At 47.0% G+C, this 16,971-nt stretch carries 9 protein-coding genes; all 9 read right to left on the bottom strand.

Annotation, left to right across the window (positions count from 1 at the left end; all coding sequences use genetic code 11):
• Window positions 1-9: 9 nt before the first annotated feature.
• Window positions 10-4,113 (bottom strand): hybrid sensor histidine kinase/response regulator transcription factor, encoded by a 4,104-nt coding sequence (locus AAHJ11_RS07530; RefSeq protein WP_148366569.1) that lies wholly within the window; start codon window positions 4,111-4,113, stop codon window positions 10-12.
• A gap of 118 nt (window positions 4,114-4,231) precedes the next feature.
• Window positions 4,232-5,449: a glycoside hydrolase family 88 protein gene (locus tag AAHJ11_RS07525; RefSeq protein WP_320974405.1), complete on the bottom strand. Its 1,218-nt coding sequence runs from the start codon at window positions 5,447-5,449 to the stop codon at window positions 4,232-4,234.
• Between the two features lie 62 nt (window positions 5,450-5,511).
• Window positions 5,512-8,514 (bottom strand): polysaccharide lyase family 8 super-sandwich domain-containing protein, encoded by a 3,003-nt coding sequence (locus AAHJ11_RS07520; RefSeq protein ID WP_320974404.1) that lies wholly within the window; start codon window positions 8,512-8,514, stop codon window positions 5,512-5,514.
• Window positions 8,515-8,989: 475 nt separating this feature from the next.
• The gene (locus AAHJ11_RS07515) at window positions 8,990-9,847 is read right to left on the bottom strand and encodes a DUF1961 family protein (RefSeq protein WP_320974403.1); all 858 of its coding nucleotides are present in this window, start codon (window positions 9,845-9,847) and stop codon (window positions 8,990-8,992) included.
• Between the two features lie 9 nt (window positions 9,848-9,856).
• The gene (locus AAHJ11_RS07510) at window positions 9,857-10,687 is read right to left on the bottom strand and encodes a DUF1961 family protein (protein ID WP_229118797.1); all 831 of its coding nucleotides are present in this window, start codon (window positions 10,685-10,687) and stop codon (window positions 9,857-9,859) included.
• 15 nt (window positions 10,688-10,702) lie between these two features.
• Entirely contained in the window at window positions 10,703-13,267 is a 2,565-nt protein-coding gene (locus AAHJ11_RS07505) for a DUF4962 domain-containing protein (protein WP_413579253.1), read from the bottom strand.
• Window positions 13,268-13,416: 149 nt separating this feature from the next.
• Window positions 13,417-15,087, bottom strand: coding sequence for a DUF6562 domain-containing protein (locus AAHJ11_RS07500; protein ID WP_320974402.1), 1,671 nt, complete (start codon window positions 15,085-15,087; stop codon window positions 13,417-13,419).
• A gap of 30 nt (window positions 15,088-15,117) precedes the next feature.
• A complete protein-coding gene (locus AAHJ11_RS07495; protein ID WP_320974401.1) occupies window positions 15,118-16,167 on the bottom strand; it encodes a DUF6562 domain-containing protein in 1,050 nt (349 codons plus the stop codon).
• A 12-nt stretch (window positions 16,168-16,179) separates the two neighbouring features.
• Window positions 16,180-16,956: a DUF3575 domain-containing protein gene (locus AAHJ11_RS07490; protein WP_195648638.1), complete on the bottom strand. Its 777-nt coding sequence runs from the start codon at window positions 16,954-16,956 to the stop codon at window positions 16,180-16,182.
• Window positions 16,957-16,971: the final 15 nt, after the last annotated feature.

Raw genomic sequence — 16,971 nt, 5'->3', positions numbered from 1 at the left:
GGCTGAATATTATTCAGCCTCTCTCTTTCCTTGGTTTTTCACATAGTCGGAAGGCAGACAACCCATGTGTTTCTTGAAGCTGGTAGAGAAATAGGAGGGCGAGCTAAAGCCGACCTTGTTACTGATTTCGGAAATCGAATACCTTCCTTCCAGCAATAATTTGCAGGCTTTATTAAAACGGATACGACGGATAAAGTTAGCCGGCGGTTCCCCTGATATCGAGTTCATCTTGAGGTACAAGGAAGAACGGCTCATGCAAAGTTTCTCCGCCAAATCATCCGCCGTGAAATTTTCATCGTCAATATTTTCCTCGACTATCTGTATCGCTTTGCTCATAAACTCTTCATCCAGCGCATTGGACGTTATTTTCGCCGTATCAATGTCAATCGTGTTGGAATAGTAGTGCCTCAACCGCTGCTTTGCTTTCAGTATATTACTGATTTTACCTTTTAGCAGACTCATCGAGAAAGGTTTGGGGATATAGTCATCCGCACCGGTCTGGATACCGGTTGTCTGGGCTTCGATACTACCTTTGGCCGATAAGAGAATGACAGGAATATGGCAGGTCTGCATATTCTTTTTTATCAGTTCGCACAACTTTATCCCGTCAATACCCGGCATCATGACATCGGACAATACAATGTCCACTTTCTGTTCTTTCAGGATGGCCAGTGCCTCTTCCCCGTTTCCGGCGGTCAATGTGATGTATTTGGATTTAAAGTTATTCTTCAAATAGTCCACCATCTCTTTATTATCATCCACCAGCAGGATTGTTTCTGTAATCTCATCCGATGACTCATTTTCCGTCGGTGCGGCAGATTCCTCTACTGCCCGGAACTCTCCGTCCTCCACCATTGTTTCAGTGGCTAATGAAGCCGTTTGTAGTTCGGGGATATGCTGTTCATGTGGGTTCTCTATTTCTTCCGGAGCATATACTGACAGATCGGACGGCAACTCGATACGGAATTCACTGCCTTGGTTCGGCTTACTCTCCACACTGATACTTCCGTGATGCTTTTCGACCAGGCATTTGACTAATGAAAGTCCGATTCCGCTTCCCTTCCTGCCTTCGCTCGCCTGATAGAAACGCTCGAAGATGCGTGCTAATTTCTCCGGCGCGATTCCGACGCCGGTATCTTTGACCGTGAATCCGAAACAATTCTCTTTCTTCCAGACAGAGAGCGTTATCTCTCCACCGTCCGGAGTGAATTTGAACGCATTGGAAAGCAGGTTGGTTAGTATCATCTCCACATATGTTCTGTCTATCGGGAGCAGGCTCGCATCCAGTTCCGACCGGTACTGATAGGCAATGTTTCTTTTCTGCGCGTTCTCCTTGAACATCGTAAAGACATTTCCGGCCAGTTCATCCACGTTATTCATGGCAACATGAATGGGAAGCGCTCCCGACTCTGCCCTTCTGAAATCCAGTAACTGGTTGACAAGGTGAAGTAATTTGCGTCCGTTTCTGTACACATACGAAAGTTTCTGCTGAATCCGGTCGTCAAACTTATTCTTCTCTTCTACCAGTTCTTCCAGAGGAGCCAATATTAAGCTCAACGGAGTACGCAGTTCGTGGGACATATTGATGTAGAAGCGTACTTTCTCTTGGCTGATTTCTTCAATCTTATTGCGTTCCAGATGTTCAATCTGCATCTGCATTTTCATCTTCGCGCGGGCAATGAAGAAATAGAAGATGAAAGTAAGTCCGCCCAATGTAAATAAGACATAGAGCATCTTTGCCCACCATGTCTGATACCACATAGGAGTGATATGTACAAAGAATTCGGTCGGAGTAAGACTCCAGCGGCCATTGTTGTTGCAGGCTTTTACCTTGAATACATATTTCCCCGGCGGCAGATTGGAATAGGCGACACCTCTCGACGGAACAATCTGCCTCGAATAAATCCAGTCCTCATCAAATCCTTCCAGTTTGTAGGCAAACAGATTCCGTCTGCCGGAAAGATAATTGATTACGGAGAAATGGACGCTGAATAACTTGCGGTTGGAAGGAAAGGACATTCCTAATAGTTTCCCGTCATCTGCCTGGAAAAACTTGGAAACGCCATCTTTTATTTTTGCCACAGGCTGGTTCTGGATGCTGGCTCCCGTAATGACAGCATTCGGAGAATACGGATTGTCTACAAACTCATACGGATTGAAATAGGTAATTCCTTGCAGGCTTCCCAGAAAGAAGATGCCGTCCTTGGTCTTACACGCTCCGTAAGTGTTAAACTGCCCGTGGCTCAATCCGTCTTGTACGGTATAATTGAGGAACGTCTCTTCGGCAGGGTCAAAACAGGATAAACCTCGGTTGGTCGTGAGCCAGAGCCGTCCCCGTCCGTCTTCCAGTATGCCATAGATGAAATTGTTAGGCAATCCGTTCTGTGTAGAATAGCGGACTTGCTGTCCGACACTTCCGTCATCCGACTTATACAGGCCGTCGGAGGAGCCTATCCAGATACGATGATTGCTGTCTTCCTGTATGCAGAAAGCCTGTATCAGAGCCGGAACGCCGGATGTGCCGTCTTTCCATTCTTCCAGTTTGCCGTTGGCATATACGAACAAGCTTTCTTCCGTTCCAATCCATATCCGGTTTGCCGAATCGCGGTATAGGACGGATATGAGGATGGAGTTCAGCCGGGGATATTCTTGTGCCAGAGGATGCAGGGATAGCTGCCCGGTCTTTTTATCGAAACGGTACAATCCGATGATGGAACCTACCCAAAGTGTTCCGTCCTGTCCGTCCAGTAAAGAGTAACAACTGTTGCTGAAAGAGACAGCTTCGGGGAAAGTATAGTTCTCAATTTGCTTGGTGCGGGCGGATAAATAACTCAATCCACCGCCGTGGCTTCCTATATAAATGCCGTCCGCGTCGGGCAATACACATTTGATATTGTCCGATTGCAATGCGCGGGCGTTGTGATGATTGGCCCGGTAAACCGAGAAATGGTTGTTCTTACGGTCATACTCGTTCAGCCCGCCATCGTTGGTTCCTATCCAGAGATTGCCGGTATGCGGGTCTTCGACGATGCAACTGACCGTGTTGTCGCTGATGGAATTTTTGTAGGCTGAATAAACTAACGTCCCGAATGCCGGAGCCATGGGATGATGATAGTTCAGTCCGCCATAGAAAGTACCTACCCACATTCCTCCCTGATTATCTTTTAGAATGGAACGTACAGAGTTATGTCCCAATGAATTTTGATCCTCATGGGAGAAGGCGTGTCTCTGTATTTTTTCGGTTTCAGGTTCCAATATGAATAAGGCATTTATGGTACCGATCCAGATTCTTCCCTTGTCATCCTGTGCCAATGTGCGGACGGCCTTTTCAGCTAGTTGCTGCGGGCTTTTGTCATAATAATGTTTCTTTATCCGGAATTTTTCATCTATGCAATAGACTCCGTTGGTCAGCGACCCCAGCCAGCTGACCTGTTTTCTCGGGTCGTGGAGAATGGACGAGAACACTTCTTCTTTCAATTCCGGAAGCAGTTGCACGGCAGAATTGTCATGGGGATGGTAATGGTAGAGACCGGATGAAGTTCCAAGCAACACTTCATCTTTTATTTTACAAATGGAATAAACGTTGACTTTCCGCAGAAGGGGATGCAGGTTCATGTACCCCGTTTTTTTATCAAAGACAACAAGCCCGCTATTGGTTCCCAATAAGAGCTGGTTCTTGTCGTTCAGGTCTTCTATGGCGAATATTTGTATGGGTAATTTTCCGGGTAAGTAGAAATTGGTGAAGTTGTTTCCTACAATGTTATATCTGGATAGTCCGGTTAAAGTGCCTACCCACACAGTACCTTCTGCGTCGGTACAGAGTGAGTAAACATGATTGTTGGATAAACTGGTGCTGTCGTTCAGATTCTTGTAGAGGAGAGCGAAACGGTATCCGTCATACCAGTTCAGACCATCCATGGTTCCCACCCAGATTTTACCGTTATGGTCTTGCGTGAGGGCGAGAACCGTATTTTGCGACATTCCGTTATTGACCGACAGACGCCGGAAATGAATGTGTTCCGATCCGCCGGTCGCCGCATGGCAGAACGAAACGGATAGTAAACAGAGGAAGAGGCCGGAGATGAGGCTTGTTTGCAAATATCGGTTTCTCATGTGTGCTGAATGATAAATGTGAATACTACAAATGTAAGGTAAAGATAATCATCTTTCATTCAATAGCCAAATATACTTTCGGATTATTCATCTCACATTTCCAGCCTATTCGATGTTTTTACTTCTGTTCCATGGATGGGTTGATTTGTTTTAAGTAGCGCAGCAACCCTTCCACATAGTAGTAGTCGGCGTATGACAATCCACCTTCCAGTTCGCTGTTTCGGAGATAATTCCCGATAGCCTGCTTTATAATAAAGAAAGAATGTTTTCCCAGTTTGGCGAGATACGCATCGGAAGAGAGACTTTTCAGCATTTTTTCTCCGGTTTTGAAGTAGCCTTTATGGGGAGAGTAGGTGCTTAGCTCAATGAGCGCCGATGCCATCACGGAAGCGGCGGAAGCATCCCGTATCGTTGAAACCTGGCTGCCGGAATAGTCCCAATAAGGAATTCCGTCTGCCGGCAGGTTGGGATGCTGTATGAGAAAGTCGGCGATATGTTCGGCATGGCGCAGGTATTTCGGGTTCTTTGTTTCCCTGTACATCATCGTGAACCCATAAAGTCCCCATGCCTGTCCGCGTGCCCAGGTCGAAACACGGACATCATCGGAGCCGTTGTTCCAGTCGAATTTGCGGACTTCGCCCGTTTCCGCATCATAGTCTACCACATGGGGGCATGAATAGTTTTCGCGGTATTGGCATTTCATTGTTTTGTCGGCATGGGAAAGGGCGATGTGGCGCAATGTGGTGTCTCCAGATAATTTATAGGCTTCCATCAGTAATTCCAGATTCATCATGTTGTCGATAATAACCGGGAACTGCCAGTCACGTGTGCTGTCTTCTTCCCAAGACATGATAAGCCCTGTCTTGTATGAATAGCGTGAACTTAAAGTCTTGGCAGAACGGAAAATAATTTTGCTATAGTCCGGATTCCGGGTCAGCCGCCATCCGTTACCGTAGCTGCAATACATTTTGAAACCTATGTCGTGGTCGAAAGCATTGAACTGTTCCATTTCCAGTAAGGCAGTGGCACGTTCGGCACGCGCTTTCCATTCTTCTTTTCCGGTATATTCGTACACATACCACAACATTCCCGGAAAAAAGCCGCTGGTCCAGTCGGTCGGACTTACCATTCCCCGTTGGATGGAACGGGGAAGGCAAGATGTTTTTTCTACTTTGGCAGACATCTTCTGTGCCTGTTTCTCAATCACGGAAAAAGCGTGTTGAACCCATTGCGGAACCTTCTTTCCCGGTTCGGCGGCAAAGCTCTGCGAGTTTCCGCAGAAACAGGCGGTCAGGAGTAGAAGAATAAGTATATTTCTTTTTTGAAGTGATTTCATATCTCAACCAATGATGATAAGTGCATCTTCTTATGATGCTGGTGTATTATATTGAAAACGATTTATTTAGGAATAGTAACTACAATCGGGGTTGCCGCATATAAGTCGGACTGATAATTGTACTGTTTCTCATCTCTGATGTCCGGCAGCTCAACCACCACCTTTGCACCCCCTTTATCCGGAGAAACAGTCACGGTTTCTCCTTCCAGCGGATAAACGCCTTTTGTCCGGTAGGTATAAGTGCCTGCCGCCAGAGGAGTGCTGACACGGAAAGTCAGTCTCTGCTTTTTGCCGTCCGGCATCGGATTGGAAGCAGATAAAGTCCAACTGTCACCGTTATCGCGCAGCATGATTAATGCCACATCGTCGGAAGTCACTTCAGTCTTTCCTGCGGAAATCGTTCCGGGCTTGAAGAAAGCATATTGCCAGGTCTTGTCGGCAGCGGAATATACCGCATGGGCGGAAGCCGTGTTTTCTACGGTCGTAATCTCTTTTTGCAGGTTTGCCACGCGGGCTTTCATCTCCTCTTTGCCGATATTGGGTATCAGGTAATAGGCATAACTATCATCCAGACCGCTTCCCGGAGTGACTCCGTGATTGAGGGCGATAATAAAGTTAGGCTGTTTGTCGGCTATTGCCCGGTCGGTGATATTGATTTCTTTTCCGGTTTTAATCACCAGTTGCAGCCTCTTTTTCGGCAGAATGATATATCCTTTCTCTCCTTGGTGAAGCCAGCAGACAGATTCTATATTTTCGGTGATATTCACCGATTCACCCGGATTCACAGTTTGCTCTTTACTGTTGACGCACCAGGTCAGTTCGCGGTTGAAGGCAGACTGGTCGAGGAATGTGGTGATTTCCTTTCCCTGTCCCGGACGGAGACGGGAGATGCCGCTTCCCAGTGCGATGATTTTATCCTCGATGAAATGGTACGTCTTGAATGCGGTTGAGGAACTGTATTTCTCTTTCGGCAGATGGTGGTAGATTCCCATACCCGTTTTGCCGTCGGCCAGTACACCGGATATTTTGTTTAATCCGGGCAAAGAAGCCTGTGCGCCACCTTCGGCGGGCAGGGCGTCGGTACGCCATTCTTCCGTCAGTCCCGGCACGGCGTGCCAGTCATAATTCTTCAAAACGCGGCTGGCGTATTCATCTCCGCGTACTTTAAGTTGCAGGATACCATATCCCAGATGCCAGGACTTGCGTACCTTGCTGAAATCTTCGGCTCCTACCGTACGTTCCGATTTCAGTTTCAGGGACGCATAGAACGCAGGTTCGTTTTCGCCCCGGCGGTGCACGAGATATTCATTCACCCAATAAGCATCCGTACCCGAATATTCATGAGTATTCGCTTTGATTGCTTTGATTACTGTCTGCAATTCTTCCACTCCACTCAATTGGGTATCTTTGCTTCGGGCTTTCAGCATTTCATTGACCGCTCTGGGATAGCGCTTGGTTGCAAATCCTTTCAAATCGTCCAGATAAGAACGTCCGGCGACGAGGAAGTCCATGTGCTGCTTATAGATTAACTTGGGATATACATTCAATAAATGGTCTAACTGGAACTGATACTGCGGGGCAGCTACTTTGAAGGGCGTGTTCTTGAAATATTGGTATCCCACGTTGCAATCCGTCAGCCATTCAAAGCCGTAGGCTACCATAGCTGCGTCAGTAGCACGGCCAATGTGGTGGGATATGGTGCCATCCGGTTGAAATCCCGACTGGATATACTTGTGTGCGGGAATATTGTATTTCGTCATCCATCGGCTGACGTCGGCTATCACTCCTTGCGGACTCCATCCGGGAGAGAAACTGAAATTCTTGAAAGGCTTATCCTTATAGAAGTCGCTATACCAGTATTGTACGTACGTCAGCGGACGGTTGTAGTCCGCCCAGATAAGCGGGAGAGCCAACATGGTGCGCGAGCGATGTCCCAGATTGGCATCTGTCCACGCTCCGGACGAATAAAGGGTATCCTGTATTTCCCCCCAGCGTTCTTTGGGGTTGTCAATAGCTCTGCGCCCCTTTATGATGGACATAAATAACTGATTATAACGTACCAGTGCATTATGCACTTTGAGGCAGGTCTCGTCATTTTCCTGCATCCCTTTCAGAATGTCAGGCATAAGGTAGAGTGCAGGCACCACCAACGGGTCTGTCAGCACCCACTGATGAGTCGGTATCTGAACGCCCGACAGCTTGTTGGCTTGAAGCAGGCTGAAAGCGTCGCCGGTGCAATTGCCGATAGGCTTCCCGTTTATTTCCACCTCTTTCCCTTCCACTGGAACAGACAGGGTATAGGCTAATATTGCTTTGTATAAAGCATCGCGCAATTCTTTCCTTTTCTCCGGCGAACCTTCCGGACCATAGACTTTCGATGTGGCATACGCATAGCCGAGTCCTCCAATCCGGTTGGCTACTTTTTCCCAGTCATATTCAATGGTTTTTGTGTTGAGATGGTCGTTCTTAGGATTGAATTCCGCTTTATAATCCTGTGGACGGGCAGTATAACATCTGAATCCGCTGAAACGTCCGTTGTTCTTTTCTAATTCATCTATTATCTCCGCTACTTCTTTGTCCGAGTACTTCATCCGGCCATACAGGCGGCTGTTGCCGATGGCATGGGGAAGGTAGCGGTCGTATAATAACGTCCATAAAGTGCTTTTAGCGATATGAACCGTAATATCGAATTTCTCTATTTCCCTGTTCCCGTCTTTCAGGGCGATTGTCATGGGATAGGAGATGGCTTTGGGGCCGGTCTTTTTCTTTTTGTCAACGCTCAATATTCCCATGATACGCTGGGATAAATCGTAGCGGGTTTCTATCTTGAACAGTGCTTCCGCAGGCTGTGTGACAATCTCGAACTTATATCCCTTGGGGATAGGAGAAGTCAGTACATCTTTATTCCTTTCCAGATGAATGCGTCCGGTAACTTCCGTTCCTTCCGGGCTATTGACAGGAATATCAAAATAAGTGGCAAACACTTTTTCCTGTGCGTATGCCTGAAAACTGATGCATGAACAGATGAAACATGCAATTAAAAAAGGTAGAAAATCTTTTTTCATGGTATTGTGTTATTTAATTCTTTAACGCTGATTATGCTTTATCATGGGGGCAAAGATAGGTAACTGGAGATTAAATGACTTTCAGATTCTATTTAAAGAATTTCATTTTCTGACAATAAGCTGTAAAAGACGAAATCAAAACTGATTCTGATTCATTCTGGTTTTATAATTCACTTTTGCTTTTCACAAGTTTCACCAATCCGTAAGTTGTAGTATGACAGATGTATACTGTGATTTAAGGCTCTCTTTTTAGCCTTTCACACCCTTCACTCTGTTCACACTTTTAAGAAAGAAGTCCCGGTTAAGACAAAAGTGTAGGTGCTTCCTTAATCTGAAAGGACATAAGAAGGCGAATACGATTGAATACCGGGTGGAAACAGGTAAGATGGGGTTAGCCAAATGCAGTCGGCCACATAGCTGACAGTAGTTGGCTGAATAGACAACTCTACTTGACCACATAGCCGACTGGAGTTGGCTATTGATAGATTGTGATAATCCGTATATTGTCATACGCTCCTTTCGCACAAGCCATTAGTCTGAATCCCCAGTTGTTGCCTTTCAATGGTTCCTCGTCTTTATAGGAGAAACTTTCTTTTCCATTAATCAGAAAGCGTATGGTTCCGTCGATTCTTTCCACCCGGCAATGGCTGGTTGTACGCCAGTCTTCCGAAGTAACTACATCTGTTCCTTGGGCAATCATGACTTTGCCCGGAGCCCGGCGCAAATTGGCTTTCCGGCGTGACTGATGAAAGAATGAAAGGCGGTAGGTTTTCATGTCATACATCAGTTCTTCGCCCAGACCGTAGCGTGCGGGCAGGGAAGGAGCAAAGATGCTTTCTTCTTTCAGTCCGGAAGCACAAAACAGAACCATGTGCAAGGGGGCGGGCGAAAGGGGAGTGAAATCAAATTCGATGGCGAAGTTTCCGGCTGTTTTGATTTTCCGGTTCCAGATATTGAAGTGTCCGCCTGTAAATGTCGCTTCTTCCTTTCCCTGCAGGAAATACCTGCCGATGTCCTTTCCATATTTGGCTTTCATTGCCGTATAGAGATAGGGGTTGTATTCTTCCATGATGTTATCTTCGGAGATTACTCCGGCTTTCATCAAAGAGTCCATAAGCGGGAAATACAGAGGTTCCAGAATCAGTTTCCCGTTTTCTATGGATGCTTTGCCCTCTCCTTCCACCAACCAGTCGGCAAGCTCTTCTTCCGTATCGAACGTGTAGGTCGCGGATACGGTTTCTTTCGGATTTATGGCTTCCTTCGGAATTTGCGCATGAATGCTGCTATAAGCGAGCAGTAAAAGCAGCCATATAAATGTCTGTCTGATATGCATAAGGATACCTTATTTAATTGTGAGTACTTTAATATTGTCATACGCTCCTTTGGCACAAGCCATTAGTCTGAATCCCCAGTTGTCGCCTTTCAACGGCTGCTCGTCCTTGAAGGAGAAACTTTCTTTTCCGTTTATCAGGAATCGCACTGTCCCATCGATTCTTTCCACCCGGCAACGGCTGGTTGTCGTCCAGTCTTCCGAAACCACCACATCTGCTCCCTGCGCAACCATAATCTTGCCGGGGGCACGGCGCAAGTTAGCCTTCCGGCGTGACTTATGGAAGAATGAGACGCGATACATTGCCATGTCGTACATCGTTTCGTCTTCCACTCCGTAGCGTGCGGGCAGGGAAGCATCGAAAACGCTTTCTCCTTCCAAGCCGGAGCCGCAGAACATCAGCATGTGCAAGGGAGCGGGTGAAAGCGGGGTGAAATCAAATTCGATGGCAAAGTTATCGGATGTCCGGATGCGCCGGTTCCATACGTTGAAATGTCCGCCCATGAATACGGGCTTTCCTTTTCCTAAAAGAAAATAGTTTCTGACGTCCTTTCCGTATTTGGCTTTCATGGCTGCATAGAGATAGGGCTCGTATTCTTTCATGCGGTTGTCGTCAGAGATTGCTCCGGCTTTCATCAACGTTTCCATAAGTGGAAAGAACAGAGGTTCCAGAATCAGCTTTCCGTTTTCGATATACGCTTTGCCTTCTCCTTCCACCAGCCAGTCGGCAATTTCTTCTTCGTTGTCGAAAGTGTAAAAAGCCGATATGGTTTCTTTGGAGCTTTGAGAGTAAGCGCCGCAATAAGCGAACAGTAGAATTAGAAAGATAGATACTTGTTTCATATTCATAATAGTCAATTAGGGATTTGTTTTATGTTCATAGCCGACAGCCCGTGTGGAAGCCGGGATATAATCCGTTTGTTCCGTCACGCCATATCTGCCGTTCGATTGGTCGTAGAGTAAAGAAGAACGGGGAGACTTCCGGAGATACATACTTCCGTCGATGACCGGGTTGTCTGCCGAATAGCTGAATAGCGCGTTGTTTGTCCGGTTGGTGACTATCAGTTCGGCCGGTTGGGAGGGACTTAGGACGGCTTGGATGCTCCAGTCGTCACATTGGAAGCTGTCTCCGGTACGTACGATTGCCGGAGCCTGTTCCGAATCCGGCGTAATCTGAATAATAGTCAGGATACGGTTTTGGGCGCAAGGACCGTAGGTTGCAGTCAGATGCCATTGGGCAGGAGCGGGGGTGGCAGGCGGTACAACAAACTGGTCGGTTTGCGAGTATTCAAAAGAAGAATTGCTGAATTGCCGAACAACGGTTTTGAATCCTTTCGTCGTGTTTTCGGTGACACTCATGTTCCTGTCCTTGTCTGGTTGAAATTGCGTGGGGCTGTGTAGGAGCCAGTCCCAGCGGACAGCTTCGGAAGCCTCCAGTTCGTCGTAGATGACTACGGTATAAGGATGCAGCAACAACAGGTGGCGCAGGTATTTGGTAAGCGGAGTTTTGCCGAATCCGTTTTCCGGGGTTTGGGTGATGCCTGCGGCTGCAAAGGCGGCCACCCACATCGGGTCGTCGCTGATGCCGCTATAAGCGTGAGAGGCATCTCCGAGACAATAGGAAATGTGGTCGCCGCCCATGGCACGGGTGACGTTGCCGTATCCTTTCAAGGAATAAGGCTGGCCGATGCCGTTGACTAAAATAGTGTTGTGGGCGCGGGTATGGCGGTAAGACATCAAGTTGTGCGCGTCGCTGAAGTTCTGGTAGTATCCGCTGCTGCGGTACACATCCACTCCTTTGTAAAGGAGATTGAAACTGTTTTGATTGGCTACCGTATGGCTGCCCGAAGCAAAGGTGCTGGAACGGAAGCCGATAGCCATATCCTGTTCCGGATTCGCCAGATGGGTATGTATGGCAACTTCTCCCGCATCTTTATACCAGATTAGCTTGGGAGTGTTCGATGGCAGTTCGGTGGCATAGCTTTGAGTGCGTACCATGCGGTAGAGCCTGAACTCATAGTCTTGCTGTACCAACTCCTTGCATTGGTCGGCATACCAGCCCGAATACGGGTCGGCGTTCTCTTTAGCCAGAAAGTCGGCAAAAGCGGCTAATACCCGGCTCGGCTCTTCTCCGCTCTCGCTTCCGTCACCGAATCCGATGCTTTTGGAGTGGGGTGGACTGGTATAGACCAGTGCTTTCCCTGCGTTCAGATACCACGGATGTTTCAGGAAATCACTTCGCGTGATGTGCGAGAAGAGGGAAGGAATATAATACAGTGTCTTTATGTTGGTGGCGATATAGCCCGTTCCGTTATGCCATATTCCGTCCCGGTTGAACCCCGAAGCCGGTGCGCGGGCACTCCATATTTCATAATAGTATTCCAGCATCGGGAGAATTTCGTCCGCATAGGCTGCTTTATCGTAAAGGATGAAGCAAGCCTGGAACAATATGCGCATATTGTGTTGCCAGAAGTGGTTATCGAAAATATGGTTTTCCTGTCTTCCGCAGTTTGATTGGAAATAGTAGCGCGAAACACGCATCAACAGTTCTTCAATTCCGAGCTTTTCTTCCGGAGCCAGTTCGTTGTAGAGTAAGTCGTAGATTTCGATAAAGCTGATGGCGATATCCGTAGCGCCGAAATTACTGGCAAACAGTTGGGAGTCCGATACGGGATATGCCAGCAGAATGGTCAGTATCTCGTGCAGTTTGTCTGCATATTTTTTGTCTTGTATCAGGTGATAGGCTTGATACAGATGTTGGACGGAGTTTTTTATTTGGGCGGCTGCGTCGTAAGGGTTGGGAAGAAGAGAGTAATCCGTGCCCAATGCCGTTTGTGCACGGCCTGTTAATTGTTTGTATTCGGGATGCGACTTGACATTACGCCGTGCCTGTTCCAGTCCGTTGTCGAGAAAACAGAACAGGCGGGGATGAGTGCGGGGAGCATTCTTGAGCAATGTCTCAAAGGTAGGAGTTACGAATTTGGGCGTTTCGTCTTTTACTTCAAAAGAGTAGGTTTCGCTCCATGCCTGTTCGGTTCCGTCATTGCCGACAGAGCGGAAACGCCAGTACCATGTACCGCTTTTGAGTGTCCGGTGCGCATTGTACATACACCATTGCCGGGGAGTGGATACAGTGGTTTCCGTATCAGGAAAGTCTTTCGACTGTGAAAAGGCAAATTGAAGTTTGTCTCCGGTCTTCATGGCTTGGGGCACGATGAACGGAGCGGGATTGATGTAGAGTTCATTGTCCGCTTTAGGATAGGGCTTTTCCCGTGTCTTGTCGTGTAAGGCATCGGGAGATTCTCCCGGCTGTTCCGTTCCCGTGTCTGTCGGTTCGGGAAGCGCATCGTCGCTGCAAGCAGTGCCTAAAAACAGGCAGGCAAGCATGAAGAAAAGAGTGCTGAAGCGGAGAGTTGTTTTCATAAGGATGAATTAAATAAAAGATTGATTGGGAGATAAAGAGGAAATAAAACGAAATTAAATAGCAAATAAAGAGGAAAAGCCGATAAGCAAGGCTAGCAGGGGATGCCTTGCTTATCTTGGCTCTTCTATTGTGTTTCGCTTTTGGCTGTTTATTCCAAGATAGTGAGGATAGGACGGATTTGTCCTTGCACACCGGCTTTTTGCGGATCTGAATTAAATATTGCCTGCGTTCTGGTATTGGTATCTAATACACCGTCGGTTAACGTTACAGGGGTAATTGTTTTATTACTGATACTGCTGGAAAGTAAGTAACGTGCAGATGTAGTGTGAACAAACTGGTTGGCACCCTCTATGGCATTTACGGCTTCAACGAATACATTGTTGGCTGGAGTTTCCTCAAAACCGTGATATTTAATCATTGTTTCTTTTAACTCTTCGATAGAAGGTATATACCATCCACTGGACTTTTCGGGAGTGGCTGTTTTTTCTTTGAATGCGATAAAGTCGAGAAGTAGTGGATAAGAGGTACTGTTGTCTGTATAGCGACTGTCCGCTAAAAAGGCTTTCGTATTTTCATAGCCTGTTTTTACCAATTCCATACCGGTGAAATCAATTGTACCATTCATAGCTTTATCACAGAATTCTTTACGTGTATTGCTCGGCGCGCTTTCCAAAGCCATCACATATCCTTTGATACGGGTATATTCACCATAATTGCTTGCTTCATCGCCGTTTATAGCTTTAGTGGCAAATACAACTCCGATACATGGGTTTTCGGCATCCGTCCTCAGTTCCGAAGAATATTCACCGTTCTTATAATAGTAATCACCAATTTTCGGGTCGATAGTCGGTTCTGTCGGTTCAACGTCTCCTCCGTCTATATCCGGATTCCATTCACCGAAATCAGTATCAATCTGTCCGTTGTTTTGTGATTCGGCTACAAGGTATCCTCTTACCAGTGTGCGTGTGTTCTTTTTCACCGGCACATTGGCGGGAATGGCGACTGTACGGCCACCGTCGGTAGTTACAAAAGTCAGTCCGATTTCTCCCAGAGCGTCGTTGTCTGCAAAGATATAGCATGAGAAGAGTCTTAAATCAAATCCTTCTCCTTCTTGTTCTCCTGTGCCGATAGGAGCAGTAGCCGGAAGAACGGCTTCCACTGTTTCCGTAGAAATCTTACCTGTCGATACATCGAATCCGCCAGGAATTTCCTGACTGATACTGACAGAAGTACATTTAGCGAAATTCTCCTTACTCTTGTCCGATACAATCAGTTTGGCAAACGGACGAATCAATGTGACACTAAGCGGATTCTCTAACGTTGCCTGACTTTTCTCGAAAGTTCCGTTGCCGGAGAATGCGTCACACGCATCGGTGTTATAAAGCAAAGCCGGATCTTTGATTGTAATCTTTGTAAGGTCTTCCGTGTTATAAAACTTGTCGGTGTAGCGGCCTGTCACAGGATCTTTTTCCTGTCCGTTGGCTTCAATGAAGTCAGCCCACATCTTGTAGTTGTACGTACCAGCTTCTTCAAGGGCAAAAGTAAAGGAGAGTTTACCGTCCGCATTGCCTTCAGTTCCCAGTTTCTCTTCTCTATACACCCGGTCGCCGTTTTCATTCGTTATTTCGAGGATGCAACGCAGGTAATGTCCGTCTGCTGACGGAACGGCACGTGTTTGGGCAAATTCCTTCGGTAGTTCGGCGGAGATATTGACCAGCTTGTTCCGGCTGTCCGAAGTAGTTGGGTCATTCTCCTGACTACATGAGGCGAATAATCCCATGAATAGCATAATCGCTAAATAGGCAAAGTTCTTTTTCATAATGGTAATGATTAAAGTGTATAATAATTATTAGTTGTTTTTTACAATAGGAGTCACATCTATGATGATGTCCTCGTCGTTGAAATCAGGGTCGAAACTGATACCCGGACTGGCTGTCAGGAAATATCCCCGGATGTTTGTTTCTTTGTTCCGTTGATAGGGGATTTTCAGATTTTGGTAACGGGCTACCACGGTTTTACTCTCATTCGTTATCTCGATAGTCACCGGGATGGACGATACGGATTCATTGTTGATAAGCAGATAGTCGAAACCGATGTTGAACTCTTCTTTGTTTTCCTCTTTCTGGAGAGTTGCCAGGTCAACCGTCTTATTGTACTCTATATATTGCAAAGAGTTTTTCAGTCTGCCGGTGAACACATCAAACCCTGTGGGCAGATAGTAGTTGTATTTGACAGTCATGGTAAATCTTTTTCCGGTGATTTCCTTGTCGGCCACTTTCTTCAGGAATTTGGCTACATCCGTTGCTATCAGGTTGTACGATGCCATCGGACGAAGCATCTTGACATCTACGGGAACGGTTACGTTCCACTGGTCGCGATAGGCACTCAAATCCAATGGGGTATTTCCGTAGAAAGCGTCGTGGTATCGGGAGTTTCCCTTGTAGGGTGTGGCACGTAGTATGAATGCCATGTCCGTTGCATCATAGAAAGTCTGATAAGTTTCCTCTTCCGGCTTTTCCACATAGTCTGCCCATACGGCAAGCTGATACTTACGGGCATGTAACTTCATGCTAAGCGGGATATTGACAGTTGTTTCACCGCTCTGCATCTCCTGATAGATAACCTGACCGGCTACTTTTTGCGAGCCTTCGTAAACGGCAACGACAAAACGGTGCAAGTAGGTGGTGGCTGCCGCGCGTGTACCGCGATTCACATTCACGGGGTCAAACGACGTTTCCAGTGTCAGGTTCGTCATGATGTTGACAGCGGTGGGGTCTACTCCGAGTTCACCGTCGGCCGTCAATTCCGGTTCTTCATAAAGGCAACTGCTTACGAAAACCGACAGTAACAGCAAACAGCCCAACGTGCGGATAATGGATATATAGGTATTCTTTTTCATAATCAAACAGACTTAAAAATGATAGGACAGTGATAGACCGAGACGGGTGATTCCCCAGTAATTCCGGCTTTTTGTTTCAATCAGAGCACCGTTGTCTATATTATAATAGGTATTATACTTCATGTTGGCATAGCCGGCTCCCAAGGTAAATTCCGCTCCCCAATGTTTGGAGAAAGGGAGTTTGTATCCGTAGCTGACACCTGCGCCCAATAACGGACGCCCCGTGTTCTGATAACGGTTTTCGTCCCATTTCACGTTGAACAATGCCATGTGTGCGTGTACACCGAAGAAATGGCCTGTCCCTGCTTTTTCCAACCACCAGCGTCCTTCCGGCTGAACGGCAAAAGTACGGACTGCGTGTTTGTCACTGATGTCCCAGCCGCTGAACATGACGGGAAGCTCTACGGAAATATGCTCGCTGCATTGTATCTCGAAAGCCAGATTCGGCACGGCGATTGCATCATAAGCAATATTGGTCTTGAACGCCCGGTAGCGTTCGGAAGTTTTCTTCGGATGAGGCTTCTTTTTAGGCTTGGCTGCCGTTTCTTTCCGCTCCTTCCCGATGGCTTTGACTGCTTGGGTCTTTGCTGTCTCCACTTTTCCCGTTTCCGCATTGGGTTTGAACACAATTTCTTTCTCGCTTGCGGAAGTCTGTATGCGCGGACGTTTACCTTCCTGTTTCTGTGGATGCTGCGGATGTTGCAGTTCTTCGGAAGGAGAACCGGCTATGGCTGTCATGGAGCAGAACAGCAGCAGGAATCCTTGTACTAAGTATCTTTTTGTTTTCATATGTTTCTTATAATC

This window comes from Bacteroides sp. 90-K9/2 (assembly GCF_047310725.1).
In the GTDB taxonomy this organism is placed as follows: Bacteria; Bacteroidota; Bacteroidia; order Bacteroidales; family Bacteroidaceae; genus Bacteroides; species Bacteroides vicugnae.
The sequence above is the reverse complement of the archived record's forward strand: the minus strand, read 5'-3'. Positions and strand labels throughout refer to the sequence as shown.